19 protein-coding genes are annotated in these 21,620 nt (G+C 73.0%); 7 read left to right on the top strand and 12 right to left on the bottom strand.

Features of this window, described 5'->3' with window-relative positions:
* Positions 1 to 34: 34 nt before the first annotated feature.
* From ACETWP_RS10410 to ACETWP_RS10395, 4 genes are all read right to left on the bottom strand, one after another.
* The gene (locus ACETWP_RS10410) at positions 35 to 1,495 is read right to left on the bottom strand and encodes an aldehyde dehydrogenase family protein (RefSeq protein WP_373972170.1); all 1,461 of its coding nucleotides are present in this window, start codon (positions 1,493 to 1,495) and stop codon (positions 35 to 37) included.
* Positions 1,492 to 2,466, bottom strand: a complete 975-nt coding sequence (locus ACETWP_RS10405) for an NADP-dependent oxidoreductase (protein ID WP_373972249.1) — start codon at positions 2,464 to 2,466, stop codon at positions 1,492 to 1,494. Before ACETWP_RS10405 ends, ACETWP_RS10410 begins: the two co-directional genes overlap by 4 nt.
* Positions 2,467 to 2,578: 112 nt before the next feature.
* Positions 2,579 to 5,908, bottom strand: a complete 3,330-nt coding sequence (locus ACETWP_RS10400) for a S8 family peptidase (protein WP_373972169.1) — start codon at positions 5,906 to 5,908, stop codon at positions 2,579 to 2,581.
* Positions 5,909 to 6,114: 206 nt separating this feature from the next.
* Positions 6,115 to 6,939 carry a PfkB family carbohydrate kinase gene (locus tag ACETWP_RS10395; protein ID WP_373972168.1) on the bottom strand — a complete coding sequence of 275 codons (825 nt, stop codon included), beginning with the start codon at positions 6,937 to 6,939 and terminating at the stop codon, positions 6,115 to 6,117.
* Between the two features lie 260 nt (positions 6,940 to 7,199).
* On the opposite strand from ACETWP_RS10395, the gene ACETWP_RS10390 reads away from it, so the two are divergent.
* From ACETWP_RS10390 to ACETWP_RS10380, 3 genes are all read left to right on the top strand, one after another.
* Positions 7,200 to 7,919, top strand: a complete 720-nt coding sequence (locus tag ACETWP_RS10390; RefSeq protein WP_373972167.1) for a queuosine precursor transporter — start codon at positions 7,200 to 7,202, stop codon at positions 7,917 to 7,919.
* A 40-nt stretch (positions 7,920 to 7,959) separates the two neighbouring features.
* On the top strand, positions 7,960 to 8,568 hold the full coding sequence (locus ACETWP_RS10385) for a DUF4126 domain-containing protein (RefSeq protein WP_373972166.1): 609 nt from the start codon (positions 7,960 to 7,962) through the stop codon (positions 8,566 to 8,568).
* Positions 8,569 to 8,631: 63 nt separating this feature from the next.
* The gene (locus ACETWP_RS10380; protein WP_373972165.1) at positions 8,632 to 9,120 is read left to right on the top strand and encodes a hypothetical protein; all 489 of its coding nucleotides are present in this window, start codon (positions 8,632 to 8,634) and stop codon (positions 9,118 to 9,120) included.
* Between the two features lie 84 nt (positions 9,121 to 9,204).
* On the opposite strand, the gene tgt is transcribed toward ACETWP_RS10380, so the two are convergent.
* On the bottom strand, positions 9,205 to 10,524 hold the full coding sequence (tgt, locus tag ACETWP_RS10375; protein ID WP_373972248.1) for a tRNA guanosine(34) transglycosylase Tgt: 1,320 nt from the start codon (positions 10,522 to 10,524) through the stop codon (positions 9,205 to 9,207).
* Positions 10,525 to 10,674: 150 nt separating this feature from the next.
* Between tgt and ACETWP_RS10370 the strand changes: the two genes are divergently transcribed.
* Positions 10,675 to 11,805: an FUSC family protein gene (locus ACETWP_RS10370; RefSeq protein ID WP_373972164.1), complete on the top strand. Its 1,131-nt coding sequence runs from the start codon at positions 10,675 to 10,677 to the stop codon at positions 11,803 to 11,805.
* Here ACETWP_RS10370 and ACETWP_RS10365 read toward each other — a convergent pair.
* Both ACETWP_RS10365 and ACETWP_RS10360 read right to left on the bottom strand, forming a co-directional pair.
* Positions 11,802 to 13,310, bottom strand: a complete 1,509-nt coding sequence (locus tag ACETWP_RS10365; protein WP_373972163.1) for a multicopper oxidase family protein — start codon at positions 13,308 to 13,310, stop codon at positions 11,802 to 11,804. The two genes, ACETWP_RS10370 and ACETWP_RS10365, sit on opposite strands and share 4 nt — an antisense overlap.
* Positions 13,307 to 13,591 (bottom strand): SHOCT domain-containing protein, encoded by a 285-nt coding sequence (locus ACETWP_RS10360; RefSeq protein WP_373972247.1) that lies wholly within the window; start codon positions 13,589 to 13,591, stop codon positions 13,307 to 13,309. The genes ACETWP_RS10365 and ACETWP_RS10360 overlap by 4 nt, the downstream gene beginning before the upstream one ends.
* A gap of 252 nt (positions 13,592 to 13,843) precedes the next feature.
* On the opposite strand from ACETWP_RS10360, the gene ACETWP_RS10355 reads away from it, so the two are divergent.
* Entirely contained in the window at positions 13,844 to 14,851 is a 1,008-nt protein-coding gene (locus tag ACETWP_RS10355) for a F510_1955 family glycosylhydrolase (protein ID WP_373972162.1), read from the top strand.
* Positions 14,852 to 14,859: 8 nt separating this feature from the next.
* On the opposite strand, the gene ACETWP_RS10350 is transcribed toward ACETWP_RS10355, so the two are convergent.
* The gene (locus ACETWP_RS10350; RefSeq protein WP_373972161.1) at positions 14,860 to 15,711 is read right to left on the bottom strand and encodes a DUF6707 family protein; all 852 of its coding nucleotides are present in this window, start codon (positions 15,709 to 15,711) and stop codon (positions 14,860 to 14,862) included.
* Between the two features lie 3 nt (positions 15,712 to 15,714).
* Positions 15,715 to 16,254 carry an NUDIX hydrolase family protein gene (locus tag ACETWP_RS10345; RefSeq protein WP_373972160.1) on the bottom strand — a complete coding sequence of 180 codons (540 nt, stop codon included), beginning with the start codon at positions 16,252 to 16,254 and terminating at the stop codon, positions 15,715 to 15,717.
* Positions 16,255 to 16,453: 199 nt separating this feature from the next.
* Here ACETWP_RS10345 and ACETWP_RS10340 point away from each other — a divergent pair, with 199 nt between their 5' ends.
* Complete coding sequence (locus tag ACETWP_RS10340) at positions 16,454 to 18,097, top strand: MDR family MFS transporter (protein WP_373972159.1); 1,644 nt, start codon at positions 16,454 to 16,456, stop codon at positions 18,095 to 18,097.
* 100 nt (positions 18,098 to 18,197) lie between these two features.
* Here ACETWP_RS10340 and ACETWP_RS10335 read toward each other — a convergent pair whose 3' ends face one another.
* Positions 18,198 to 19,313, bottom strand: coding sequence for an NADH:flavin oxidoreductase/NADH oxidase (locus ACETWP_RS10335; protein WP_373972158.1), 1,116 nt, complete (start codon positions 19,311 to 19,313; stop codon positions 18,198 to 18,200).
* Between the two features lie 29 nt (positions 19,314 to 19,342).
* Entirely contained in the window at positions 19,343 to 20,035 is a 693-nt protein-coding gene (locus tag ACETWP_RS10330; protein WP_373972157.1) for a VOC family protein, read from the bottom strand.
* Between the two features lie 119 nt (positions 20,036 to 20,154).
* Here ACETWP_RS10330 and ACETWP_RS10325 point away from each other — a divergent pair, with 119 nt between their 5' ends.
* Positions 20,155 to 20,811 carry a YdeI/OmpD-associated family protein gene (locus tag ACETWP_RS10325; RefSeq protein WP_373972156.1) on the top strand — a complete coding sequence of 219 codons (657 nt, stop codon included), beginning with the start codon at positions 20,155 to 20,157 and terminating at the stop codon, positions 20,809 to 20,811.
* Positions 20,812 to 20,848: 37 nt separating this feature from the next.
* Here ACETWP_RS10325 and ACETWP_RS10320 read toward each other — a convergent pair whose 3' ends face one another.
* Complete coding sequence (locus ACETWP_RS10320; protein ID WP_373972155.1) at positions 20,849 to 21,604, bottom strand: glutamine amidotransferase; 756 nt, start codon at positions 21,602 to 21,604, stop codon at positions 20,849 to 20,851.
* Positions 21,605 to 21,620: the final 16 nt, after the last annotated feature.

Genomic DNA, 21,620 nt, shown 5'->3' with positions numbered 1-21,620 from the left:
CGCGCCGTTCCCGTTCCGGGGACGGGGACAGTGGCTAGAACGGGTACGGCGCGATCTCCGGGCGCACGGTCAGCCACTGGACCTCCGTGAACGCGTCCATGTTGGCCCGGTGGCCCCCGATGCGTCCGCCGTTGCCGGAGTCCTTCACGCCGCCGAACGGGGAGTTCGGCTCGTCGGACACGGTCTGCTCGTTGATGTGGACCTTGCCGGAGTCCACCCGGTCGGCGATCCGCATCGCCAGCCCGACGTCGCCGAGGATGGCCAGCGACAGGCCATACCGGCTGTCGTTGGCCATGTCCACCGCCTCGTCGATGGTGGAGAACTTCCGCACGGGCGCGACCGGCCCGAAGATCTCCTCGCTCCAGGCCGCGTGCGAGTCGTCGAGGTCCACGAGCACCGTCGGGGCGTAGAAGAGGCCGTCGCCGCGCGTCCCTCCCGCGGCGACGCGTGCGCCGCCCGAGACGGCGGCCCGGACCATGCCGTCGACCTTGTCCAGCTGGCCCTGGTCGATGATCGGTCCCAGCGCCACCGTGCCGGACGCCGGGTCGCCGACGGGCAGGTGTTCCGCCTTCTCCGCCAGGGCAGCGACGTACTCGTCGTAGATGTCCTCGTGCACCAGGTGCCTGCCGGTCGCCATGCAGATCTGGCCCTGGTGCATGAACGATCCGAACGCGGCCGCGCTGGCGGCCTTGGCGACGTCGGCCCCCGGCAGCACGATCATGGCGCTGTTCCCCCCGAGCTCGAGGTGGGCCCGCTTGAGCAGGCGGCCGGCGGTCTCGCCGATCCTGCGGCCCGCCTCCGTGGAACCCGTGAACGCGATGACCCGCACCTCGGGGGCCTCGACGACGGCGGCCCCGACATCCGCGCCGCCCGGCAGCAGGGACAACACCCCCGCCGGAAGCCCGGCCTCCTCGAAGACGCGCACGATGGCCACGCCCGCGCAGACGGTCGTCCGCGGATCCGGCTTCAGCAGCACGGCGTTGCCGAGCGCCAGCGCCGGCGCGACCGCGCGGATCGCGAGGATGAGCGGGAAGTTGAACGGCGCGATGACGGACACGACGCCGGCCGGGCGGCGCCGCGCGAAGGACCAGCGGTCCTCGTTGGTGGTCAGGACGTCGCCGGCGGGCAGGCTCGGCAGGGCGGAGGCCTCGTAGCACTCGTTCGCGGCGGTGTGCAGCTCCAGGCCCGCCTTCGGCGGGATGCCGCCGGACTCGCGGACGATCCAACGCGAGATCTCCTCGGCGTGCTCCTCCCAGAGCGCCCCGGCGCGGCGCAGGACGGCCGCCCGCGCCTCCGGCTTGGCCGCCGCCCAGTCCCGCTGTGCCGCCGACGCGGACGCCGCCGCCTCCGCGACGTCCTCGCGGGAGGCGACGCCGTACGTGCCGAGGATCCCGCCGGTCGCCGGCTCGACCGACGCGGCCGTCCCGCCGCGCCCGTCCCGCCAGCCGTTGACGAAGATCTTGCCGGACCAGGACGCGGGATCGAGGATGCTCATGCGTTCTCCTTCGTGGAGTGGGTGGGGTCGTGGGTCGTGAAGGGGGTGAGGACGATCTTGCCGCCGCCGTGTCCGGCCATGCCGGAGCGGAACGCGTCCGCGGTCCGCTCCAGCGGATACGTCGCCGTGACGTCGACGGACAGCCGGCCGGCGTCGGCGAGCGCCGTCAGGCGGTCCAGCTCGCGGGCGTCGGGCCGGACCCAGATGTAGTGGCCGCCGTGGTCGGCGACCGAGGCGTCGGCGATGGACACGTGGCGTCCGCCGGGGCGGAGGACGGCCAGCGTCTCCTCCAGCACGCCGCCCGCGTAGTCGGCCACGGCGTCGATGCCCAGCGGCGCCAGCGCGCGGACCCGCTCGGTGAGGCCCTCGCCGTACTCGACGGGCTCGGCACCGAGCTCCCGGAGCCGCGCGTGGCTGCCCGGGGACGCGGTCGCGATGACGCGGGCGCCGCGGTCGACGGCCAGTTGGGTGGCCGCGCGGCCCACGCCCCCGGCGCCGTTGTGGATCAGCAGCGTCTCGGTGGGTCCGAGGTCGAGCCCGCCCAGGCCGAGTGCGTCCAGGCTCCGCAGGGCGGTCAGCCCCGCCAGCGGCAGCCCGCCCGCCTCCTCCCACGTCAGCGCCGCGGGTTTCCGCGCGACGATGCCCGAGGGCAGGGCCACGTACTCGGCGAAGGTGCCGTGCCCGACCGTGTGCAGGCGGCCGTAGGAGTACACCTCGTCGCCGGGGACGAACTCGGGGGTGTCGAAGCCGACGGCCTCGACCACGCCCGCGACGTCCCACCCGGGCACCACGGGGAAGTGGGCCTGCATGATTCCGTCGAGGGCGCCGGACATGATCTTCCAGTCCACGGGGTTCACGCCGGCCGCCAGGACCCGGATGAGGACCGAGGCCGGGGGGACCTTGGGGCGGGGAACCTCGGAGACCTCCAGGGCCTCCGGACCGCCGAAACGCGAATAGGTGATGGCCTTCATGGTCTCCTCCTGCGTGTCGTGCGGCATCCGGGCTTCCCCCGCGTGCGACGGCGGCGCCCGTCCGGACCGTGCGGACCGGGCGGGCGCCGCCGTCGTGCGGTGCGTGCGGCGGTCAGCGTTTCCTGTTCACCGTAACGACCTCGGCCTTGTCCCCGCCACCCTTTCCGGAGAGCTTGCCGGTTTCGTTGTGGTAGTGCAGGAACAGCGCCTTGGTCTTGTCCTTCGCCTTCGCGTCGGCGGCGCCGTCGCCCAGATGGGCGGTCAGCTTCAGGCCCGGCAGGTCCACGAACGCGGTCCCGGTTCCCAGGCCCTCGAACCGGAGGTCCGGGGCGAGCACGTTGTAGTCGATCCATGTCGTGGAGTCGACCGGCACCGTGTTGCCCTCGGTGTCCGAGTTGTACGTGCTCCACGTGACCACGCGGTACTTGACGTCGCCGCTATGCGCCGCGCCGAGCTTCAGCGCGGCCACCGAGACCGGAAGCGACACGACGTTGGTGTCGAAGGCGTTCGTGTCCACGTTCCCCTCCAACCCATTGGTCGGCCACAGGTCGACCTGCTCGCCGGTGCGGAGGTTGAAGGTCGCGGAGAGGTTCGCGTCGATGTCGGGCATCTGCGCGGAGAACGTGAGGAAGTCGGCCACGCCGTCGCCGTTCGTGTCGATCTCCACGTTGATTTCCGTGCCGCCCGTCAGATGCGCCCAGTTGCCCCAAGTGCTGACCCCAAAGTTCAGGGTGCCCTCCGCGGCGCCCTCGGTGGCGGCGTCCGAGCTGGCGCCCACATGCTGCAGGTCCATCTCCCGTGCGCCGGGAACCTCGTCGATGGCCGGGCCCAACCGCGGGCTGGACGCGCCGAGTTCGAAGGCGGACACGAGCGAAAGGAAGCGCTCGTCGCCGGTGCCCAGCTGGACGCCCTCGCCGCGCAGGGTCACCGTGGCCGTGTCGGAACCCTTCCGGGCCTCGATCTTGCCGACGCTCATGTCGGCGGCGGGCTTCGGGGCCGCGTGCACGGGCACCCGCAGGGTCGGCAGCCCCTTCGACGTGAGCTGGACGCGTCCGGAGACGTCGGTCAGCCACTGGCGGGGGATGCCGCCCTGGGCGCGGTCCATCGTGGGATCCATCGTCTTGGCGACGCGGGACGTGTCGATGGTCAGGGTAACCTCGACCTCCTTGGACCGTCCCGGCTTGACTGTGACGGACCGGGTGTCGAGCGTGTACGCGGCGCCGGGGATCTCGGTCGCGGGGACGTAGGCGACCTGGTAGGTGCGCGTCCTGTCCGAGGTGTTCCGCACGGTGATCGACTTGGACTCGCGGTACTTCTTTTGGTCCAGCTCGATCACCCCGAACGCGAGCGTCGTCAGTTCCTCGTCGTCGGTCGCGTAGGCGTAGGCCGGGGTCTCGAGCGCCGCCGTGGCGATCACGCGCCCGGAGCCGACCCGGTTGGGACCGTACGCCGCGCCGTTCGCGGCCAGCACGTCGGCGGCGGCGGTGTTCATCACGATGCTCTTGATCTGGTACGGCGTGTAGTCGCCGGAGGCCGCAACCAGCGCCGCGACGCCGGCGGTGTGGGGCGTCGCCATCGACGTGCCGGTCATCGTGGCCGGTCCGTCGCCCGTGCCGACGCCGGCGGAACCGATCGCCGTTCCCGGCGCGGCGACGTCGGGCTTGACGATGCCCTCGGAGCCGTGGACTCCGCGGGAGGAGCTGGGGTTCAGCGTGTCCAGGGCCCCCGAGTCGCCGGAGGCGGAACCGATCAGTTCCTGGTCCAGCCGGATCTCCAGGGTGCCGGCCTCGGCGGCGGGGCGCAGGGAGTCGGAGTACGTCCGGTTCAGCTGCACGCCCGGGATGGCCGCGTTGCCGGCGATGCCCGCGTCGAAGACCAGGTTGGGCGAATCGAGCACAACGCCCGCACCGCCCGCGGCCGCCACGTTGTTGAAGCGGGCGCCGGAGCCGCAGGGGAACGCGCCGTCTTCCTCCCACTGCAGCCAGACCCACTTGCCGTCGAAGTCCGTGCCCGCGGGGAACGCCGAGCAGCCGAACTTGTTCGCCTCGGCGGCCTTGAGGACCGTGCCCGTGAGCTGTGCCTCCGTCGCGGAGCCGTAGTCGAAGCTGACGGAATACTGCCCGCTCGCGGAACCCGCGGTCGGCGCGAGGACCTCGACGCCGTCGAGCGTCACCTTCGAGCCGACGCTGTTGGCGACGGTGAGGGAGGACCGGGCGTTGCCGGGGGCACCGCCGACGTCCGTGACGTCGCCGGCGTTGCCGGAGGCGATCACGGAGAGGATGCCCTGTTCCGCGAGGGAATCGACAATGGCCGTCTCCGGGTCGTCCACGGGGGAGTGGTCGGAGCCGAGCGACATGTTCACGATCTGGGCGCGGTCGTCGAACTTTCCGTCGTTGTTGGGGTCCAGGACGTAGTCCAGCGCCTGCCCGACGACGGAGGAGGACCCCTCGCAGCCGAAGACGCGGATGCCGACGACCTGCGCCTCGGGCGCGGTGCCCGGGCCGATCCGCATCTCGGAGACCTGTCGCTCCGTCAGCGACGAGTAGTCGCCGTCGAAGGTGCTGCCGTCGCCGTTGACGCCGTAGCCGGCGGCCGATCCCGCCACGTGGGTGCCGTGGCCCGCGGTGGCGCAGTCCAGGGGGTTCGGATCGGGTTTGGGGACCGGTTGGTAGGAGGGCGCGCTGGGATCGGCGTTGTAGTCGTCGCCGACGAGGTCCCAGCCGCCGATGAACTTGTCGGGGTCCCGCAGGCCGGAGTCCGCGGAGGGCAGCGCCGCGGAGGCCTGGGCCTTCTTGTACGCCTCCAGCGTGCCGGGCCCGCCGAAGTCGGCGTGCGTGTAGTCGACGCCGGTGTCCAGCACCGCGATGGTTACGCCTTCGCCGGTTTCGCCCAGGTTCATCCAGGACTCGAGTGCTTTGGTGTCGATCACCGCCCCCTTGTTGTCCGGGGTCTTGGGCACGATCGCGGTGATCTTGACGACGTCCGTGCGGGCCGCCAGGGCGCGCAGCTCGTCCGCGTCCCCGCGCAGCGCGACGCCGGGGATCGTGTTCGTCGTCGTGTAGATGATCCTCGACTGCGACGCGGTGGCGGCGGAGCGGCCCTTGGCCTTGATGCCCTCCCGGATCTGCTTGACCTTGGCCTGCGCGGCCACCGGTTCGGCCTTGCCGTCGCGGACCGCGGCCGGCTGCGTCTGCTCGAAGGCGCCTGCGCCGGCGAACTGCACGAAGACGGACACCTCTCCCCGGGCGGACGACAGCGGCCCGGAGACCTTGAGGTTCTTAATTGCTGAACCCCCGAGAGCCTGCGACTGGCTGCCGGGGGTGTCGTTCACGTCTCCGAGCGGCGTCGCCGCCGCGGGGAGTGCCATGGTGGCGACCAGGGCCAGGCCCGATGCCGCCGCCACGACGGCCCGGGCAAGCCGGGGTCGATGCGAGTTGTTCATGATGCTCCTTGTGACCGGATGAGGCGGTACTGAGGAGGCGTGTCCTGCGGATCCCAAAACCGCACCCCAGGCTTTCAGGGTAGGTGACCTCCCTCACCTGTCAAGCCATTCCTTTACGCTTTTCGTTAATCGGGAGTCATGAAAGCAAAGGCGGGCGCTGCGAGGCGGGCCCGGGACGGCGGGCGCGTTCGCACAAGCGTGTGAACCTAGCGCGGTCCGCCCTGCCAGACGGCGTCGAACGGCGCGGCGGACGCCACGCGGTTCCTGATGCCCGCGGTGACGAAATCCTTCGCGGCCCGCGCCGCCTCGAGCGGGGTGGCGCCCTTGGCGAGTTCCGCGGCGACGGCGGCCGCCAGCGAGCAACCGGCGCCGCTGACGGCCACCTCGCCGACCTTGGGCGCGCTCAGCAGTTCCGTCGTTTGGCCGTCGTAGAACACGTCCACGGCCTCCGGGCCCTCGATGCGGACACCGCCCTTGGCGAGGACGACGGCGCCGCTCGCGGCGTGGATCAGGCGCGCGGCCTCGGTGAGGTCCTCGATGGAGGTGATCGACATGCCGGAGAGCGACTCCGCCTCGAAGTGGTTGGGGGTGACGAACGTGGCGAGGGGCAGGAGCGCCGCCTTGAGCGCCTGGTCGGTGTCCAGCGCGTGGCCGGGCTCCTGGCCCTTGCAGATCAGCACGGGATCCAGCACCACGTGCTTCCACTGCTGGGCCTGCAGCGCCGCGGCGACGGTGTCGATGGTGGCCGGGCTTCCCATCATGCCGAGCTTGACCGTGTCCAGGCTTCCGGCGTAGCAGGTCTGGATGGCCTCGAGCTGGTCCGCGATGACCTGCGCCTCCACGGGGACGAAGCGGTGGTTCCAGTTGTCCTGGGGGTCGAAGGAGACGATGCAGGTCAGCGCCGTGATGCCGTAGACCCCCAGCTCCTGGAACGTCTTCAGGTCCGCCTGCGCTCCGGCTCCCCCGGTGGCCTCGGAACCGGCGATGGTGAGCGTGATGGCGGGCGCGGTGGCGTAGTCGGTGGAAGTCATGGCATCCATGGTAGGCCTCCGCGGCGGTCGGGCGGATCCTGTGCCGACGCCGGTCCGCGCGTTCCGCGGCGGGGCGATGCGCACTCCGGGGACGGCGGGCGCGCGGGGCCGCGGGCCTTCGTGGGAGAATCGAGGGTCAAGTGCTAATACAGCGGGCGACACGCGCGTGTCCACGGAGCGATCCCGGGCGCCGTGCGGGCTGCGGGAGAACCACGCGGCCGGTCGTCTGGCGAACCACTTCCTAGATTGGGAATTCCACCATGGCAGCGAGCCCCGCTTCCCCCTCATCCGTCTCTCCGGCCCCGGGCCGCGTCCGCGCGGCCTTCGCCGCGGCGGGCAGCCCCTACTTCTCCACCGTGCTGGCCCTCATGGCCGTCGTCGTGGTCCTGTCCAACATCGGCGCCTCCAAGGGCGTGACCTTCGGCCCGCTCGTCACCGACGGCGGCTTCTTCCTGTTCCCGCTGGCGTACGTCCTCGGCGACGTCGTCTCGGAGGTCTACGGCTTCAAGGCCGCCCGCCGCGCGATCATCACCACGTTCGCGCTGTCGGTGTTCTCGGCCTTCTGCTTCTGGGTGCTCATCTCGCTACCCGCCGCTGAGTGGTACGACGGCCAGGAGGCGCTCGTGCGGACCCTGGGCCCGGTGTGGCAGATCGTGGCCGCGTCGCTGCTCGGCTTCGCCGTCGGGCAGACCCTGAACTCCTGGGTGCTGGTCAAGATGAAGGAGCGCTTCGGGGAAAAGCGCCTGGTGATCCGCCTGATGGGCTCCACCGGGGTCGGCGAGTTCGCGGACACGCTCATCTTCTGCTCCATCGCCGCCTCCGTCATCGGCATCACCGATCCGGGCAACTTCATCAACTACGTCCTGGTCGGCTTCCTGTACAAGACCGCCGTCGAATTCCTGCTGGTGCCCGTGACCACCGCGGTCATCGCGTGGCTCAAGCGCCGGGAGCCCACCTACGGGGTGCCCGGCTCGCCGTAGCGAACCGCCCCGCGGGGGACGGGGAGCCTACGCTGTGCGTATGGAGTTTCTCACCGCCGCGGGGCTGAGCTCGGCCGCAGGGCTCAACGCCTACATCCCCATGCTCGTGCTCGGGCTGCTGGACCGTTTCACCGGTCTCGTGAGCCTGCCGGCGGGCTGGGAGTGGCTGTCGCACGACTGGATGCTCATGCTTCTCGGCGTGCTCCTCGTGCTGGAGATCCTCGCGGACAAGGTGCCCGTGGTCGACAGCATCAACGATGTGGCGCAGACGCTCGTCCGTCCCGCGGCAGGCGGCATCGTGTTCGCGTCGGGGCTCGGCTCCGAGACGGTGACGGTGTCCGATCCCGAGACCTTTTTCGCGGGGGACCAATGGGTTCCCGTCGCGCTCGGGGTCGGCATCGCCCTGGTCGTGCATCTCGTGAAGATGACGGCCCGGCCCCTGTTCAACGCCGCGACCGTGGGGACGGCGGCGCCCGTCGTCAGCACCGCCGAGGACGGGGCCGCGCTCGGGCTTTCGGCCGCCGCGGTCCTTCTCCCCATCCTGGTGCTGGTGATGCTTGCCGCGATCGCGGTCTTCGTGTTCTGGCTGGCCCGCAGGTTCCGTCGGCCGCGTTCCCCCGGCGCCCCGTGGGAGCCTTCCGCAACGTAGGGCGGAAGAACCCCGGACCGGATTCGGGTGCGAGTCGCCGACGCTTGCCTTTAGGGTGGGGACATGTCGGATGCAACCACAGACGGTCCGGACGCGGCGCATCGGCGCCCCTCCGGAATCAGCGACGAAACGGTGGAGGCGCTGGGCAAGTTGTCCGAGGCGCTGGAGGTGGTCGAAGACGCGCGGGGCAGCCTGTACGCCTTCCACCGGCTGACGGGCATGGCGGACTTGGCGCTCGGCGAGGCCGTCGACCTGCTGCGCGAGGCCGGCCATGGTGCGCTGGCAGAGAGAATCACCGAGGAACTCGTGGGCCGCAATGTGGTTGAGGGCCGTTGGACCTTCCAGATTGTCGAGGACTACGACGACAACTACTACGCGACCTTCAAGTCGTTGGAGCGCGACGCGCGCGACGAGCTCGCCGAGGGGAAGCGCCATCTCTTCGAGGCCGAGATGAAAGAGGATCGGCGGACACGCGGGCGGCGCCACCACGAAGCGCTCCCGCCGCGGCGCGACGCGCCCCCGGCGGGCGACCGCGAGCCCCGCCGCGGCTGACCGCAAGGCCCACCGCAGCCGACCGCGAGCGCCACGGCGGCGCGGCTCGGTCTCCCGCAACAGCCCCGCGCACCGGTGCGCCGGCTACCGGCCCTGCGGGTCCGGCGCGCCGGCGTAGTAGTCGGCCAGCGTGCGCGCCTTGAGCTCCCGGAAGGTGCCGTCGCCGATGGCCTCGCGGCAGTCGTCGACCAGCCGGACGACGAACCGCTCGTTGTGGATGGAGATCAGCGTGTGGCTGAGGAGCTCCTTCGCCTTGAACAGGTGGTGGATGTACGCGCGCGTGTAGTGTGCGCAGGTGTAGCAGTCGCAGTCCTCCTGAAGCGGTGTGAAGTCCGTCTTGTAGCGCTGGCCCGACAGGTTGAAGCGGCCGTGGCGGGTGTAGAACGCCGAGTTGCGGGCCACGCGGGTGGGCGAGACGCAGTCGAAGGTGTCCGCGCCGTTCTCGATGGCCGTGAAGACGTCGTCCGGCTCGGAGATGCCCAGCAGGTGCCGCGGCTTGTCCTCCGGCAGCACCTCCGAGCACCAGCCCACGATGGTGCCCAGATTCTCCTTCTCCAGGGCGCCCCCGATCCCGAATCCGTCGAAGGCCATGGCGCCGAGGTCCGCGCACGCCTTGCGGCGCAGGTCCTCGAACTGGGCGCCCTGGATGACCCCGAACAGCGCCTGGTAGGGCTTGCCGCCGCGCTCGTCCGTGAGCCGGAAGTGCTCGGCGACGCACCGTTCCGCCCACAGCCGCGTGCGCTCCAGCGATTCCTCCTGGTAGCCGCGCGAGTTGTGGAGCGTGGTCAGCTCGTCGAAGGCGAACATGATGTCCGCGCCGATGCGGTGCTGCACGCCCATGGAGATCTCCGGCGAGAACCGATGCATGTCGCCGTTGAGGTGCGATTTGAACCAGACGCCGTCGTCGTCGACGTTCGCCAGGCGCTCCTTGCCCGGCGCCACCGCGTCGTCGCCGCCCTGCGCGCCGGCCCCGGTCATGTCGATGACCTTCTTGAACCCCGACCCCAGGCTCATCACCTGGAAGCCGCCGGAGTCGGTGAACGTCGGGCCGTCCCAGTTCATGAACGCGCCGAGGCCACCCGCCGCGTCGAGCACCTCGGCGCCGGGCTGCAGATAGAGGTGGTAGGCGTTGGCCAGCACGGCCTGCGCGCCGAGCTCCCGGACGGACTCGGGCAGCACCGCCTTGACGGTGGCCTTGGTGCCGACCGCGATGAACGCGGGGGTGCGGATCTCGCCGTGCGGGGTGCTGATGACGCCGGTGCGGCCCAGACCCGGAGTGCCGTCCGGGTTCGTGAGCCGGGACTCGACGCGGAAGGAGAAGTCGGCCTGCCGCGGGTGCCGCTCGGCGTTCCGCGCCGCGGGCGCGGCGGTCGGGGCGGGCGAGGCCGCGGGGGTCGGGGGCACGACGGCGGAGGGCGCGTCGGAGGGCTGGGAGACGTCGGTGGTTGGCACCCCACCAGTCTGCCCTATCCACGGGTTGTCTCGTCCGTCACCATCGGCCGGAACGGGGCCCCGCGGGGCGTCCGGCGACCGGTCCGGGCCTAGGATCGAGGGATGCCCCGCGACGATTCCCCCCGTTCCTCCCGGGGGACCGGCGGGCGTCGGTCCCTGCGGTTCACGGCCCTGTTCGCCCTGGCGCCGGGCGAGCGCGACCACCGCGTCGCGTTCCGCGCGGCCCTCGGCGTCTTCCTGCCGCTGGTGGCGCTCATCGCGATCGATCGGCTGGACCTCGCCGTCTTCGCGATCTTCGGCGCCTTCACCGGGGTCTACGGCCGGGTGGAGGGGCACCGCAACCGCCTGGAGGCGCAACTGCGCGCGGGCGCCCTGTTCTGGGTGGTCATCCTCGGCGCCTGGCTCAGCTCCGCCCGACTCGTGGACCACGCGTCGGGCTGGGGACCCTGGGCCGTGGTGGGGCTGACCACCGCCGTCGCCTGGAGCTGTTCGCTGGCGACCGCGTACCTGCGCATCCGGCCCGCCGGGTCGCTGTTCCACATCTTCGCGTTCGCCGCCATCGCGTCGCAACCGCGGCTGCCCCCGCTGGGCGAGGCGATGTCGGCCACCTCGGCCACGATGCTGCTCGCCGTGGCGATCGGGCTCGCGAGTTGGTTGCCTCCCCGAAGCCGGACGCCCTGGCGGCGCGTGCGGACGCCGGCGGCTCCGACGGACCACCGGGCCGTGTGGCTGGACTCGGTCGGATACCTGCTCGGTGCCGGCATCGCCGGAACGGTGGCGACCCTCCTGTCGCCGGCGTGGTCCACGGAGCACACCTACTGGGCGATGGTCGCCGCGGTCGTGCCGCTGGTGGGGCGGACCACGCGGCACCGGGTGGTCCGGGGCGTGCACCGCATCCTGGGAACGATCGCCGGGCTGGCCGTCATGGCGGTCATCGTCCTGGCCGCGCCGAGCCCCTGGGTGGCGGCGCTCGTCATCGGGCTCATGCAGTTCGGCGCGGAGATGCTCATCACCCGCAACTACTTCTGGGCGCAGGTCTTCGTGACGCCGCTGGCACTGGTGGGCACCTCGCTGGCGGCCGGCTTCGGCCCGGGCCTGCTGCGCGACCGCATGCTGGAGACTCTTGTGGGCGCCGCCGTCGGGGTGTGCGTGGTGCTGGCGGGGTCCGCCTGGGGCGGGCGCGCCGGGAAGCCGGGAGCGCCCGCCGCGGGAAACCCCGCGGGGCCCGGCTAGCGGACCTCGACGACGCCCATCATGCCGAGGTCCTCGTGATCCAGGATGTGGCAGTGGAACACGGTGCGCCCGGCGATGCCGTCGAAGGCCACGAGGACGGTCGCCTCGCCGTTCGCGGGGACAACGACGACGTCGCGCCAGTCGGGCACGTCGACCGCCGCCGTCCCGTCGTGGACGACCTGCATCGGCCAGACGTGCAGGTGGAACGGGTGGTGCAGTGGGGACGTGTTCACGATCCTCCATTCCTCGACCGTGCCGGCCTCCACGGTGATGTCGGTCCGGTCGGCGTCGTAGCTCCGCCCGTTGATGGTGGGGGACATGCCGCCGGGCCCCATGCCGCGGCCCATGCCCATGGCGAAGACGACGTCGCGCCGGGCCGCCACCGTGCGGCCGCGCAGGTCCCGGGGTGTGGGGTTGGTGGGCGCGGGGACGTTGGGGAGGGGCCCGTCGCCGGCGCCGGAGCCCCCGGAGGGGACGAGCCGCAGGAGATCGACCGGTTCGGCCGGTTCGGTGTCCATCATCCCGCCCCGACCCGGCCCGCGGCCCATCATGGCACCCATGTCGCCGCGGTCGTAGGCCAGCGAGCGCAAGGTGGCCGCGCCGTCCCCGACCGCGACCAGCAGATCGGCGCGGTTGCCGGGCGCGAGCACCAGGTCCCCGGCGTCCCGGGGCGAGGCCAGGCGATGACCGTCGCGCGCGGTCAGGAGCGCGGTGGCGCCCTCGAGGTCCAGGCGAAGGAAGCGGGTCGGGCAGGCGTTGACGAGGCGCCACACCTCGCGGTCGCCGGGGGCCGCGTCCAGCCGGGGGAACGTCCGGCCGCCGACCAGCACGGTGGCGCCCATCCGGCCCATCATGCGCTCCGGCATCGTGACGCCCTGGAGATGTCCCGCGGTGTCGAGGGTCAGGTCGGACACGAGCAGCACGCGCTCCCGGGTCGCCGGCACCGGGTCGGTGTCCTCGACGACGATCGCGCCGTAGAGACCCGCCCAGAGCTGGTCCGCGACCATGCCGTGGTGGTGGGGGTGGTACCAGAACGTGCCCGACGGGTGGTCCGGTGGCAAGTCGATCTCGTAGTCGAAGGTCCCGCCCGGGGACACCTCGAGGAAGGGGTTGTCGCCGTTGCCCGCGGGGGAGGCGTACAGCCCGTGCGTGTGGAGGTTGGTCGGATCATCCAGGCCGTTGGCCAGGCGCACGCGTAGCCGGTCTCCGGGCCTCAGGCGCAGGGTCGGGCCGGGGACGGTGCCGTTGTAGGCGAGGACGTCCGCGTCGCGGCCGCCGATCGACAGCCGCGCGGGGGCCGCCTCCAGGCGGACCTCGAGGACCCCGTCGCTGCTGGAGACGGAGGGGGACGCCGTCCAGGCGCCGCCGGCGCCCGGGGCACCGTCGTCCGGTCCGCCGGGAGAACGGATGCGTGCGGACCACAGGAGGCCGGCGGCGCCCGTGGCCGTGGCCGCGGCGCCCGTGGCCCCCAGGGCGATGGCCTGGCGTCGTGTCAGCGGGTTCATGGCCGGTCGTGGCGAAGGGCCTCGAGTCGTTCCCGGTACTCCGCGGTGCTGATGTCGCCGCGGGCGTACCGCTCGTCGAGGATGAGCCGGGCCGAGCCTTCGCCGGGCCCGGTTCCGGAGGTTCCGGACCCCGCCCCGGTCCCGGACGCGGGCGGCGCTCCCCGCGATCCCGCGAGCCGCACGAGCAGGACCACCAACAGGACGATCCCGACGATCAGCAGGATCCACGAGACCCACATCCAGCCCATCATGCCCGACCAGCCCGAGCCTGGACCGTACATCACGGCCGTCCGCCCCGACCCGCGACGGAGGGCTCCGACCCACTGGCATTCTGCATGGCGTTTCCTTTCGCCGGGGAACGGCCGGAGCGAGACGACGCGGGCGACGGTGCTCCGCGGCGGTCCTCACGCCCCGTCACTCCAGTGTGCTCCCCGCCGTCGGAGTTGGGTAGACGGGGAAGCGCCGGTCCCGTGCGGCCGGCCGGTCCCCGCCCGGGCCGCGCGGATCCCCGGGCCATCGGGCACAATGGGGCCATGAACCAGCCCGTGCCCCGCCTCCTGCGTGCCGCCGTCGTCCTGTGTGCGGCGGCCGCCGCGATCGCCGCGTGCAGCGCGTCGCCGGCTCCGACCGCGCCGACGCCGGAGGCCGAAGCCCCGCCGAACGGCATGCCGTCCGCGCCCCCGGCGATGTCGGCACCCGCCGCCTCTCCGCAGGCCGGGGGGAGCCCCGCGGCCGCCCCGGACGTGGGCGGGGAAGGGGAAGGGGAAGGGGAAGGGGACGTGCCGGTGGGGGTCGCGGTGGATCCGGCGTCGATCTCCCACGTGCACGCCATCGCCCAGGGCGGTCCGGGCGGCGCCGTGCTCCTGGCCACGCACGAGGGGCTCGCGCGCATCGAGGACGGCCGGCTGATCGCCTGGGGACCGCCGATCGACCTCATGGGATTCGCCGTCGCCCCGGACGGTTCGTACCTCGCCTCCGGCCACCCGGGCGCGGGGGTCGACCTGCCGGAACCGGCGGGCCTGATCCGCTCCACCGACCAGGGCAGGACCTGGACGGTCGCCTCCCGCGGCGGGGAGTCGGACTTCCACGCGCTCGGCGCCGGGACGGGCACGATCGCCGGCTTCGACGGCGCGCTCCGCGTGTCCGCGGACGGCCGGTCCTGGGACACCGTGGACATCCCCTCCCCGCCGCGGAGCCTCGCCGTCGCTCCGGAGGGCGGCGCGCTGCTCGCCGCCACGGAACGCGGGCTGCACCTTTCGGAGGACGGCGGCGCGACGTGGGACGAGCTCGCTCCGCCGGAGGACCTGGTCCTGGCCGACTGGGCCGACGAGAGGACGATCGTGGGTGCGACGGCCGCCGGACGGCTGGCGACGAGCCGCGACGCCGGCGCAAGCTGGTCGCTGCACGGCGAGGAGCTCGGCCCGGTGGCCGCGCTGTCCGCGGAGGTGTCCGCGGACGGCACGGTGGAGACCGTGCTCGTCGCCGGAGGCGGCGTCGTGCGGATCACCGGCGCCGAGGGAGCCGTCGAGCCGCTGCTTTGACCCCGCGGTCAGCCGCGCAGCAACGTGAGCTCGTGCCGGATCATCCGGCCCAGCTCGTCGTGGTCGAGCGTCCGCGAGCCCCCGTGGGCGCGCAGGTGGAACAGGGCCACGAGACGCTGGGTGCGCCAGTCGCGTTCCAGGGTGTCGTCCCGCGCGGCCGCCGCCCGGTGGATCTCGCGGTCGAAGAGGTTCGGCTCGTCCATCTGCCGCTGTCGCACCGCGGCCGTGAGCTTGGACTTCAGCGGGTCGTCCTCGACGTGGTCGGTCGCCCGCAGGGCGTCGGAGTAGCGCCGCGCCGCCTCCTCGTCGCCGTCCTCCTCGGCCAGGTACGCGGCCATGGCGAGCGCGCCCTGGATGCTCTTCCAGCGGCCGAAGTTCCCGTCGAACGGCAGCTCGGTCAGGATCCCGAGGGCGCGCCAGGCGTTCACGCGGTCGTCGAGCTCCACCAGCAGCAGCTGCGCGAGGTCGCGGACGTCCTCCAGCGCCGACCCCGACTTCGCGTTGAAGCCGCGGCTGAGCCGGGCGACCGGGGCAAGGACCCGCTGGTCCCACGGGTACTCCCGCGCGATCCCGATGAGGATCGCCTCGGGGGATCCCTCCTCGACGGGGATGACCGCGAGCTCGTCCAGGGTCGCCTCCGGGGGCGGCTCGCTGGTGTGGACGCGGATCAGGGACCCGCAGGCGATGGTCGCGGTCTGCCCGCTCTCCAGCGTCGCCTCGATGTACGCGGGCGTGCCGAAGCTGTCCTGGACGGTGCGCAGTTTGGTCACCGGCAGGCTGGGGGCGCCGGAGCGCGTGATGAAGCGGTTGCCGATCGCGACCTTTTCGGCGCGGACGGACCGGATGTAGCTCTGTTCCATGGGCTACCGGCACCAGCCGACGTGCGCGAGGGCCTGGCGGATGAGATTGCCGCGCCCGCCGGCGAACTCGTCCTGGACGCCCGGGCTCAGCGCGTCCTCGGGACTCAGCCACGTGAGCTCCAGGGCGTCCTGGCGCGGGCTGCACTCCCCGCGGACGGGGATGATGTAGGCCAGCGCGACGGCGTGCTGGCGGTCGTCGGTCAGCCCGGTCTCCGACGGCGACGGGAAGTACTCCGCGACCGTGAACGGCACCGGGCTGGCCGGAAGCTGCGGCATGGCCAGGGGGCCGAGATCCTTCTCCATGTGCCGGACCAGGGCGGCCCGGATCGTCTCGCGGTACATCACGCGGCCCGAGACGAAGGTCCGGGTGAACTGCGCGGTGGAGTCGGCCGTGTAGAGCAGGCCCACCTCGTTGACGTAGCCCAGCGGGTCCAGACGCACCGGGATCGCCTCCACGTACAGGATGGGAAGGCGCTGGCGGGCCTCGTAGAGGTCCTCGTCGGAAAGCCAGCCGGGGTAGGGATCGGGGGTGCGCACGTTCATACGTCATGTCTATCCCATCGGCGGCCCAAGGGCACGCCCACATACCGGCCGCCCCGGGATTGCCCCGACGGCGAACGGCCGCGGCCACCCCCGGCCACCCCCGGTCACCTGCGGACACCGGCGGACACCGGCGGACACCGGCGGGCCGCCGCGGGCGGGGCCGCGCGGAATAGTCGCGGGCCTCCCGTGGTTGGCACCCATGGCGGCGGTGAACCGGCCCGCGCGCCAGACCCGCACGCCGCCCGCCACCGCGGGCTCCGGATCGGCGCACGGGCAGAGGAACGACGAGGACATCCAGGTGCAGCCACCTTCGCAGACCGACGGGCCCACGCGCCCGACCACCCGCGCGCCCGCCAGCGGCGCGCCCGCCACGAACGCCCCCGACCGGCTGGATCCGGCGGCGCGCGCCACCATCGGCGTCCTGCTGGTCGCCTCGTTCGTGGTGATCCTCAACGAGACCATCATGAATGTCGCCCTGCCCCGGCTCATGGACACCTTCGGCGTGTCCGCGGACGCCGTCCAGTGGCTGGCGACCGCCTTTATGCTCACCATGGCCGTGGTCATCCCGACCACGGGCTACCTCCTGCGGCGCTTCTCCACGCGCACCGTGTTCCTGCTCGCCATGGGCCTGTTCTCCGCGGGCACGCTTCTGGCCGGGCTCGCACCCGGGTTCGGCGTCCTGCTCGCGGCCCGCGTGGTCCAGGCGAGCGGCACGGCCATCATGCTGCCGCTGCTGATGACCACCATCCTCAACCTCGTGCCGCCGGCCCGCCGGGGCACCATGATGGGCAACGTCAGCATCGTGATCTCCGTGGCGCCCGCCATCGGCCCGACGATCTCCGGACTGATCCTGCAGTTCCTTTCGTGGCGCTTCATGTTCCTGCTGGTCCTGCCGATCGCCCTCGCGGCCCTGCTGATCGGCGCCCCGCGGCTCGGCCGCAACGCGGAGGCCGGCGCGACGCCGCTCTCCGTCCCCTCCCTGCTGCTGGCGGTCCCGGGGTTCGGCGGCCTGGTCTACGGCCTGAGCAAGATCGGCGGCGGGCACGGCGCCGCCGAGGCCTCTGGGCCCGACGCCGGTGCCGTCCTGGCGCTCGTGGTCGCCGCGGCCTGCCTGGCCGCTTTCGCGGCGCTGCAGCTGCGGCTGCAGCGCACGGACCGCGCCCTGCTGGACCTGCGCCCGTTCACATACCGCCCGTTCACCGTCAGTCTGGCCATGATGGTGCTGGCGATGGTCGCGCTCTTCGGCGTCATCATCCTGCTGCCGATGTACCTGCAGAACGTGCGCGGCCTCGACACCCTCGGCACCGGTCTGATGCTCCTGCCCGGCGGGGTCCTGATGGGGGTGCTGGCGCCCTTCGTGGGACGCCTGTACGACAGGTTCGGCCCCCGGCCGCTCGTGGTCCCGGGCTCGGTGCTCCTGTCGGTGGTGCTGTTCGCCTACACGCGGCTGGGTCCCGACACCCCGATCGGGCTGCTCGTCGCCCTGCACCTGCTCATGTCGCTGAGCTTCGCGTTCATCTTCACGCCGGCCTTCACGACCGCGCTGAACCCTTTGCCGCACCACCTGCACTCGCACGGCTCGGCGGTGCTGAGCACGCTGCAGCAGCTCGGCGGCGCGGCGGGCACCGCGCTGCTGGTGGGCATCATGGCCGCGGGAACGGCGACCGCGGCGGCCGCCGGGGCCGACGCGGTCTCCGCCGACGTCGCCGGCTTCCGGCAGGGCTTCACCGCCGCGGCGGTCGCGAGCCTCGGTGTCGTGCTGTGCAGCCTGTTCCTGCGCAAGGCCCCGCGCGATGCGGCGCCCGAGGGGGCCGCGCGGCCGGTCGGCCCCGAGGTCGACTAGGCCGTCGGGGCTGCCTGGGCCGCCGGGCGGCCCCTCCCGAACGCCGGATGCCGGCCCGGCGGTCGCCGGGCCGGCATCCGCGGGCGTCACGGGGCGCCGTCTACCAGTCGGCGCGCCAGTACTGGGGCGCCCGCGGATTGTGGTCCCGGTCCACGCCGAGGGCCTTCGCGGCGATCGCGGCCCAGTGCGGCTCGACCAGCGCGGCGCGGGCGATGCTGACGCCGTCGGCCTGGCCCGTCACCAGCACCTGCTCGGCCTGCTGCGGCTCGGTGATCATCCCGACGGCCGTGACGAACGCGCCCGTCCCGGCCAGCGCCTCCTTGACGGCCGCCGCCAGCGGCACCTGGTAGCCCGGACCGCTGGGGCCGCGGAACGGGCCCAGCCCGCCGCTGGAGAGGTCGAAGACGGTGACCCCGAGCCCGCGCGCCTCGCGGGCGAAGCGCACGGTGTCCGCGAGGCGCCAGCCGCCCTCGACCCAGTCCTCGCCGGAGAGGCGCAGCGCCAGCGGCTTGTGCGCGGGCCAGGCGTCGCGCACGGCGGCGAGAACCTCGCGCGCGTAGCGCGTGCGGTTCTCGTAGCCGCCGCCGTATTCGTCGGTGCGCCCGTTGGCCAGCGGCGACAGGAACTGGTGGATGAGGTAGCCGTGGGCGCCGTGGATCTGGACGACGTCGAATCCCGCCGCATCCGCGCGCCGCGCCGCGTCGGCCCACGCGGCCACGGACTCCGCGATCTCCCCGCGCGTCATCTCCCGCGGGGACGCGAGCTTGTGGAGGTCGGTGGCCGACGGGCCCACGGTCTGCCAGCCGCCCTCCGCGACCGGAATCGAGCCGCGGGCGCCGCTGGCCGCGGCCTCCGGGAGCCAGGGGTGGGTCGAGGCCTTGCCTCCGGCATGGGCCAGCTGGATGCCCGCCGCCGCGCCCTGGCCGTGGATGAAGTCCACGATCGGCGCCCAGGCGGCCGCCTGCCCGTCGTTCCAGATCCCCGTGTCCTGGTCCGAGATCCGGCCCTCGGGCACGATCGACGTGGCCTCCGTGAAGACCAGGCCGAAACCGCCGGCGGCGCGCGCGCCGAGATGCACCAGATGCCAGTCGTGCGGGACGCCATCCTTGGCGGTGACCGAATACTGGCACATGGGCGCCAGGGCGGTGCGGTTCCGCACGGTCAGGCCGGAGCCGTCGGGGGTGGTCAGGGTCGCGGTTTCGAAGAGTCTGCTCACGTCCGGTGCCAACAGGGCGCCCGCCCGGGCTATTCCCCGTCCGCAGCCCCCACGCCGATCAGGACGTCGGCGCCGCCGTCCGGGTCGGAGACCGCGAGGGCGCGGCCCGACGCCCCGTCCGCCGGGCGCGCGGCCAACCCCGCGGACCGCATTCGGTCCAGGAGCGCCGCGGCGTCGCCGTCGTGGTGGAAGGACAGGTCCAGGCGCGTCGTCTGCGCCGCGCGCACCGCCACCCGGCCGCCGTTCTTGGCCTCCAGCAGCGTCCACCCCTCTCCCACGGCCCGGATCCTCGCGCCCATGTTCCGGAGCGTCAGCACCGCGCCGGCGACGTCGGGCGTGTTCCAGACCGGCATCACGTGCACGGCCGCATCCGCGCCGGCCGGCAGGTCCCGCTCCTTCTGCGCGTCGGCCATGATCTCCAGTCCGTCCGGGCCGCGGAGGACGGCCGTGGGACCGTACCCGGCGTCGCTGAGCACGACCTCGGTTCCCGCCTCGCGGGTGCGCCGCGCGAACTCGTCGAGGTCCCCGACCTCGAACGCGAGCCGCGTGGTGCCCGGCGCCGCGCCCGCGGCGGCGGCCCGGTGCAGGGCGACCCGGCCGTGCGGGGCGTCGAATTCGACCCAGTCCCCGAAGTCGAGGGCGCGCAGGAGGCCCAGCCCGCCGAGCAGGCCGGCCCAGGCGTCGGGGTGGTCGGTGGCGTGGATCGGGCGCAGTCGCAGCATGCCCCGATGCTAACAAGGGCCCCGGGGTCGGCCAAGGAAGTCCCCACACCGAACGGGCGGGCGGAACCCCGCCCGCTCCCGCTCTGGACCGGCGGCCCGCTCTCTGGTGGGCTGGGGCCATGGCCACCGAATTGCCCGAGCTCCTGGTTCCCGATGCCGCGTCCTGGCGCGCGTGGCTCGACGAGCACCACGCCGACAGCCCGGGCGTGCGCCTGGTCCTGCGCAAGAAGGGCGGCGACGTCGCGGCGCCGGACTACGGGGAGGCGGTCGACGAGGCCCTGTGTTTCGGCTGGATCGACGGACAGCTCGGCACCCGCGACGCCGGAAGCTACCGGCTGCGCTTCACGCCGCGCCGGGCCGCCAGCGCGTGGTCCGCGCGCAACGTCGAGCGCGTGGCCCGCCTGACGGAGGCCGGCCGGATGCGCGCCGCCGGCCTGGCCGCCGTCGATGCCGCGCGGGCCGACGGCCGGTGGGGTGCCGCCTACGCCGGTGCCGCGTCAGCCGAGCCGCCGCCGGCCTTCCTCGCCGCGCTCGAGGCCAGCCCGCCCGCGAAGGAGGCCTACGCGCGGCTCAACGCGGCCAACCGCTACGCCGTCTACTACCGGCTGCAGTCCGTGAGGCGCGAGGAGACCCGGGAGCGGAAGATCGTCGAGTTCGTCGCGATGCTGGCGCGCGGCGAGGCCCCGTACGCGCAGCCGGGATTCTCGGAGGCGCCGAAGCGCGGGTCACGGCGCGGCCCCGCGGCCGGAGGGGAGCCGGCGGGGTCCGGCGCATAGCCCCGCGCGTAGCCTCACGCAGTGCCGGCGCGGCCGGTCAGCCGCCGTAGCGCGCCACGAAGTTGCGCAGCACGAGTCCCGGCCACGGGACCTCGGCCGTGTGCGCCAGCCGCGTGAGCTCCTCGGCCTCCTCGGGAGGGAAGTAGCCCGCGTCCTTGTAGATGGCGATGCGCAGCGCCAGGCCGGCGCCGTCCAGCTCCGGGTGGAATTGGGTGGCGTAGAGGTTGCTCCCGAAACGGAACATCTGCACGGGGCAGGCGGCCGATCCCGCGAGCAGGACGGCGTGGCCGGGCAGCGTGGAAACCGCCTCCTTGTGCCCCACGAACGCGGTGAAGCGCCGCGGGAGCCCCTCGGTGAGCGGGTCCCCGATGCCGGCGGCCGTCAGCTCGACCTCGGTCGTACCCACCGGTTCGCCGTACGTCCGGTCCACCACGGCCCCCTGGTGCGTCCCCAGCGTCCCGACGCCGTAGCAGGCGCCCAGGAAGGGGAAGTCGCGCTCCACCACTGAGTCCAGCAGCCGCGACAGCGTGGCCTCCACCCGGCGCTGGGTCGCGGACTTCAGCCCGTCCGGGTCCGAGGAATTGAACGGGCTGCCGCCGACCATGATGCCCGCGTACTCCGCCAGGCCCGGGGCGTCGCCGGAGACGGCGTCCGGCAGGGGTTCGTGCCCGAGCCGCACTACGGCGAGCCGTCCCGGTTCGAGGCCGGACAGCTCGAGGAAGCCGCGCACCTCGTCGGCCGCGGCGTCGTCGTCCTCCCGCGTGGAGATCAGGAGGAAGGGCTTGGTGGTCATGGAGGATTCCCGTCGT

This window comes from Arthrobacter halodurans (genome assembly GCF_041877255.1).
Lineage (GTDB): Bacteria > Actinomycetota > Actinomycetes > Actinomycetales > Micrococcaceae > Arthrobacter_N > Arthrobacter_N halodurans.
The sequence above is the reverse complement of the archived record's forward strand: the minus strand, read 5'-3'. Positions and strand labels throughout refer to the sequence as shown.

Excerpts from the sequence above, each read along its gene's own strand:
- ACETWP_RS10405 (WP_373972249.1), bottom strand. The coding sequence starts at position 2,466 with ATGAAGGCCATCACCTATTCGCGTTTCGGCGGTCCGGAGGCCCTGGAG.
- ACETWP_RS10360 (WP_373972247.1), bottom strand. The coding sequence starts at position 13,591 with ATGTACGGTCCAGGCTCGGGCTGGTCGGGCATGATGGGCTGGATGTGG.
- ACETWP_RS10345 (WP_373972160.1), bottom strand. The coding sequence starts at position 16,254 with ATGAACGTGCGCACCCCCGATCCCTACCCCGGCTGGCTTTCCGACGAG.
- ACETWP_RS10355 (WP_373972162.1), top strand. The coding sequence starts at position 13,844 with ATGAACCAGCCCGTGCCCCGCCTCCTGCGTGCCGCCGTCGTCCTGTGT.
- ACETWP_RS10380 (WP_373972165.1), top strand. The coding sequence starts at position 8,632 with ATGTCGGATGCAACCACAGACGGTCCGGACGCGGCGCATCGGCGCCCC.
- ACETWP_RS10340 (WP_373972159.1), top strand. The coding sequence starts at position 16,454 with ATGGCGGCGGTGAACCGGCCCGCGCGCCAGACCCGCACGCCGCCCGCC.
- ACETWP_RS10395 (WP_373972168.1), bottom strand. The coding sequence starts at position 6,939 with ATGACTTCCACCGACTACGCCACCGCGCCCGCCATCACGCTCACCATC.
- ACETWP_RS10320 (WP_373972155.1), bottom strand. The coding sequence starts at position 21,604 with ATGACCACCAAGCCCTTCCTCCTGATCTCCACGCGGGAGGACGACGAC.
- ACETWP_RS10370 (WP_373972164.1), top strand. The coding sequence starts at position 10,675 with ATGCCCCGCGACGATTCCCCCCGTTCCTCCCGGGGGACCGGCGGGCGT.
- ACETWP_RS10400 (WP_373972169.1), bottom strand. The coding sequence starts at position 5,908 with ATGAACAACTCGCATCGACCCCGGCTTGCCCGGGCCGTCGTGGCGGCG.
- ACETWP_RS10385 (WP_373972166.1), top strand. The coding sequence starts at position 7,960 with ATGGAGTTTCTCACCGCCGCGGGGCTGAGCTCGGCCGCAGGGCTCAAC.
- ACETWP_RS10390 (WP_373972167.1), top strand. The coding sequence starts at position 7,200 with ATGGCAGCGAGCCCCGCTTCCCCCTCATCCGTCTCTCCGGCCCCGGGC.
- ACETWP_RS10410 (WP_373972170.1), bottom strand. The coding sequence starts at position 1,495 with ATGAGCATCCTCGATCCCGCGTCCTGGTCCGGCAAGATCTTCGTCAAC.
- ACETWP_RS10330 (WP_373972157.1), bottom strand. The coding sequence starts at position 20,035 with ATGCTGCGACTGCGCCCGATCCACGCCACCGACCACCCCGACGCCTGG.
- ACETWP_RS10365 (WP_373972163.1), bottom strand. The coding sequence starts at position 13,310 with ATGAACCCGCTGACACGACGCCAGGCCATCGCCCTGGGGGCCACGGGC.
- ACETWP_RS10350 (WP_373972161.1), bottom strand. The coding sequence starts at position 15,711 with ATGGAACAGAGCTACATCCGGTCCGTCCGCGCCGAAAAGGTCGCGATC.
- ACETWP_RS10325 (WP_373972156.1), top strand. The coding sequence starts at position 20,155 with ATGGCCACCGAATTGCCCGAGCTCCTGGTTCCCGATGCCGCGTCCTGG.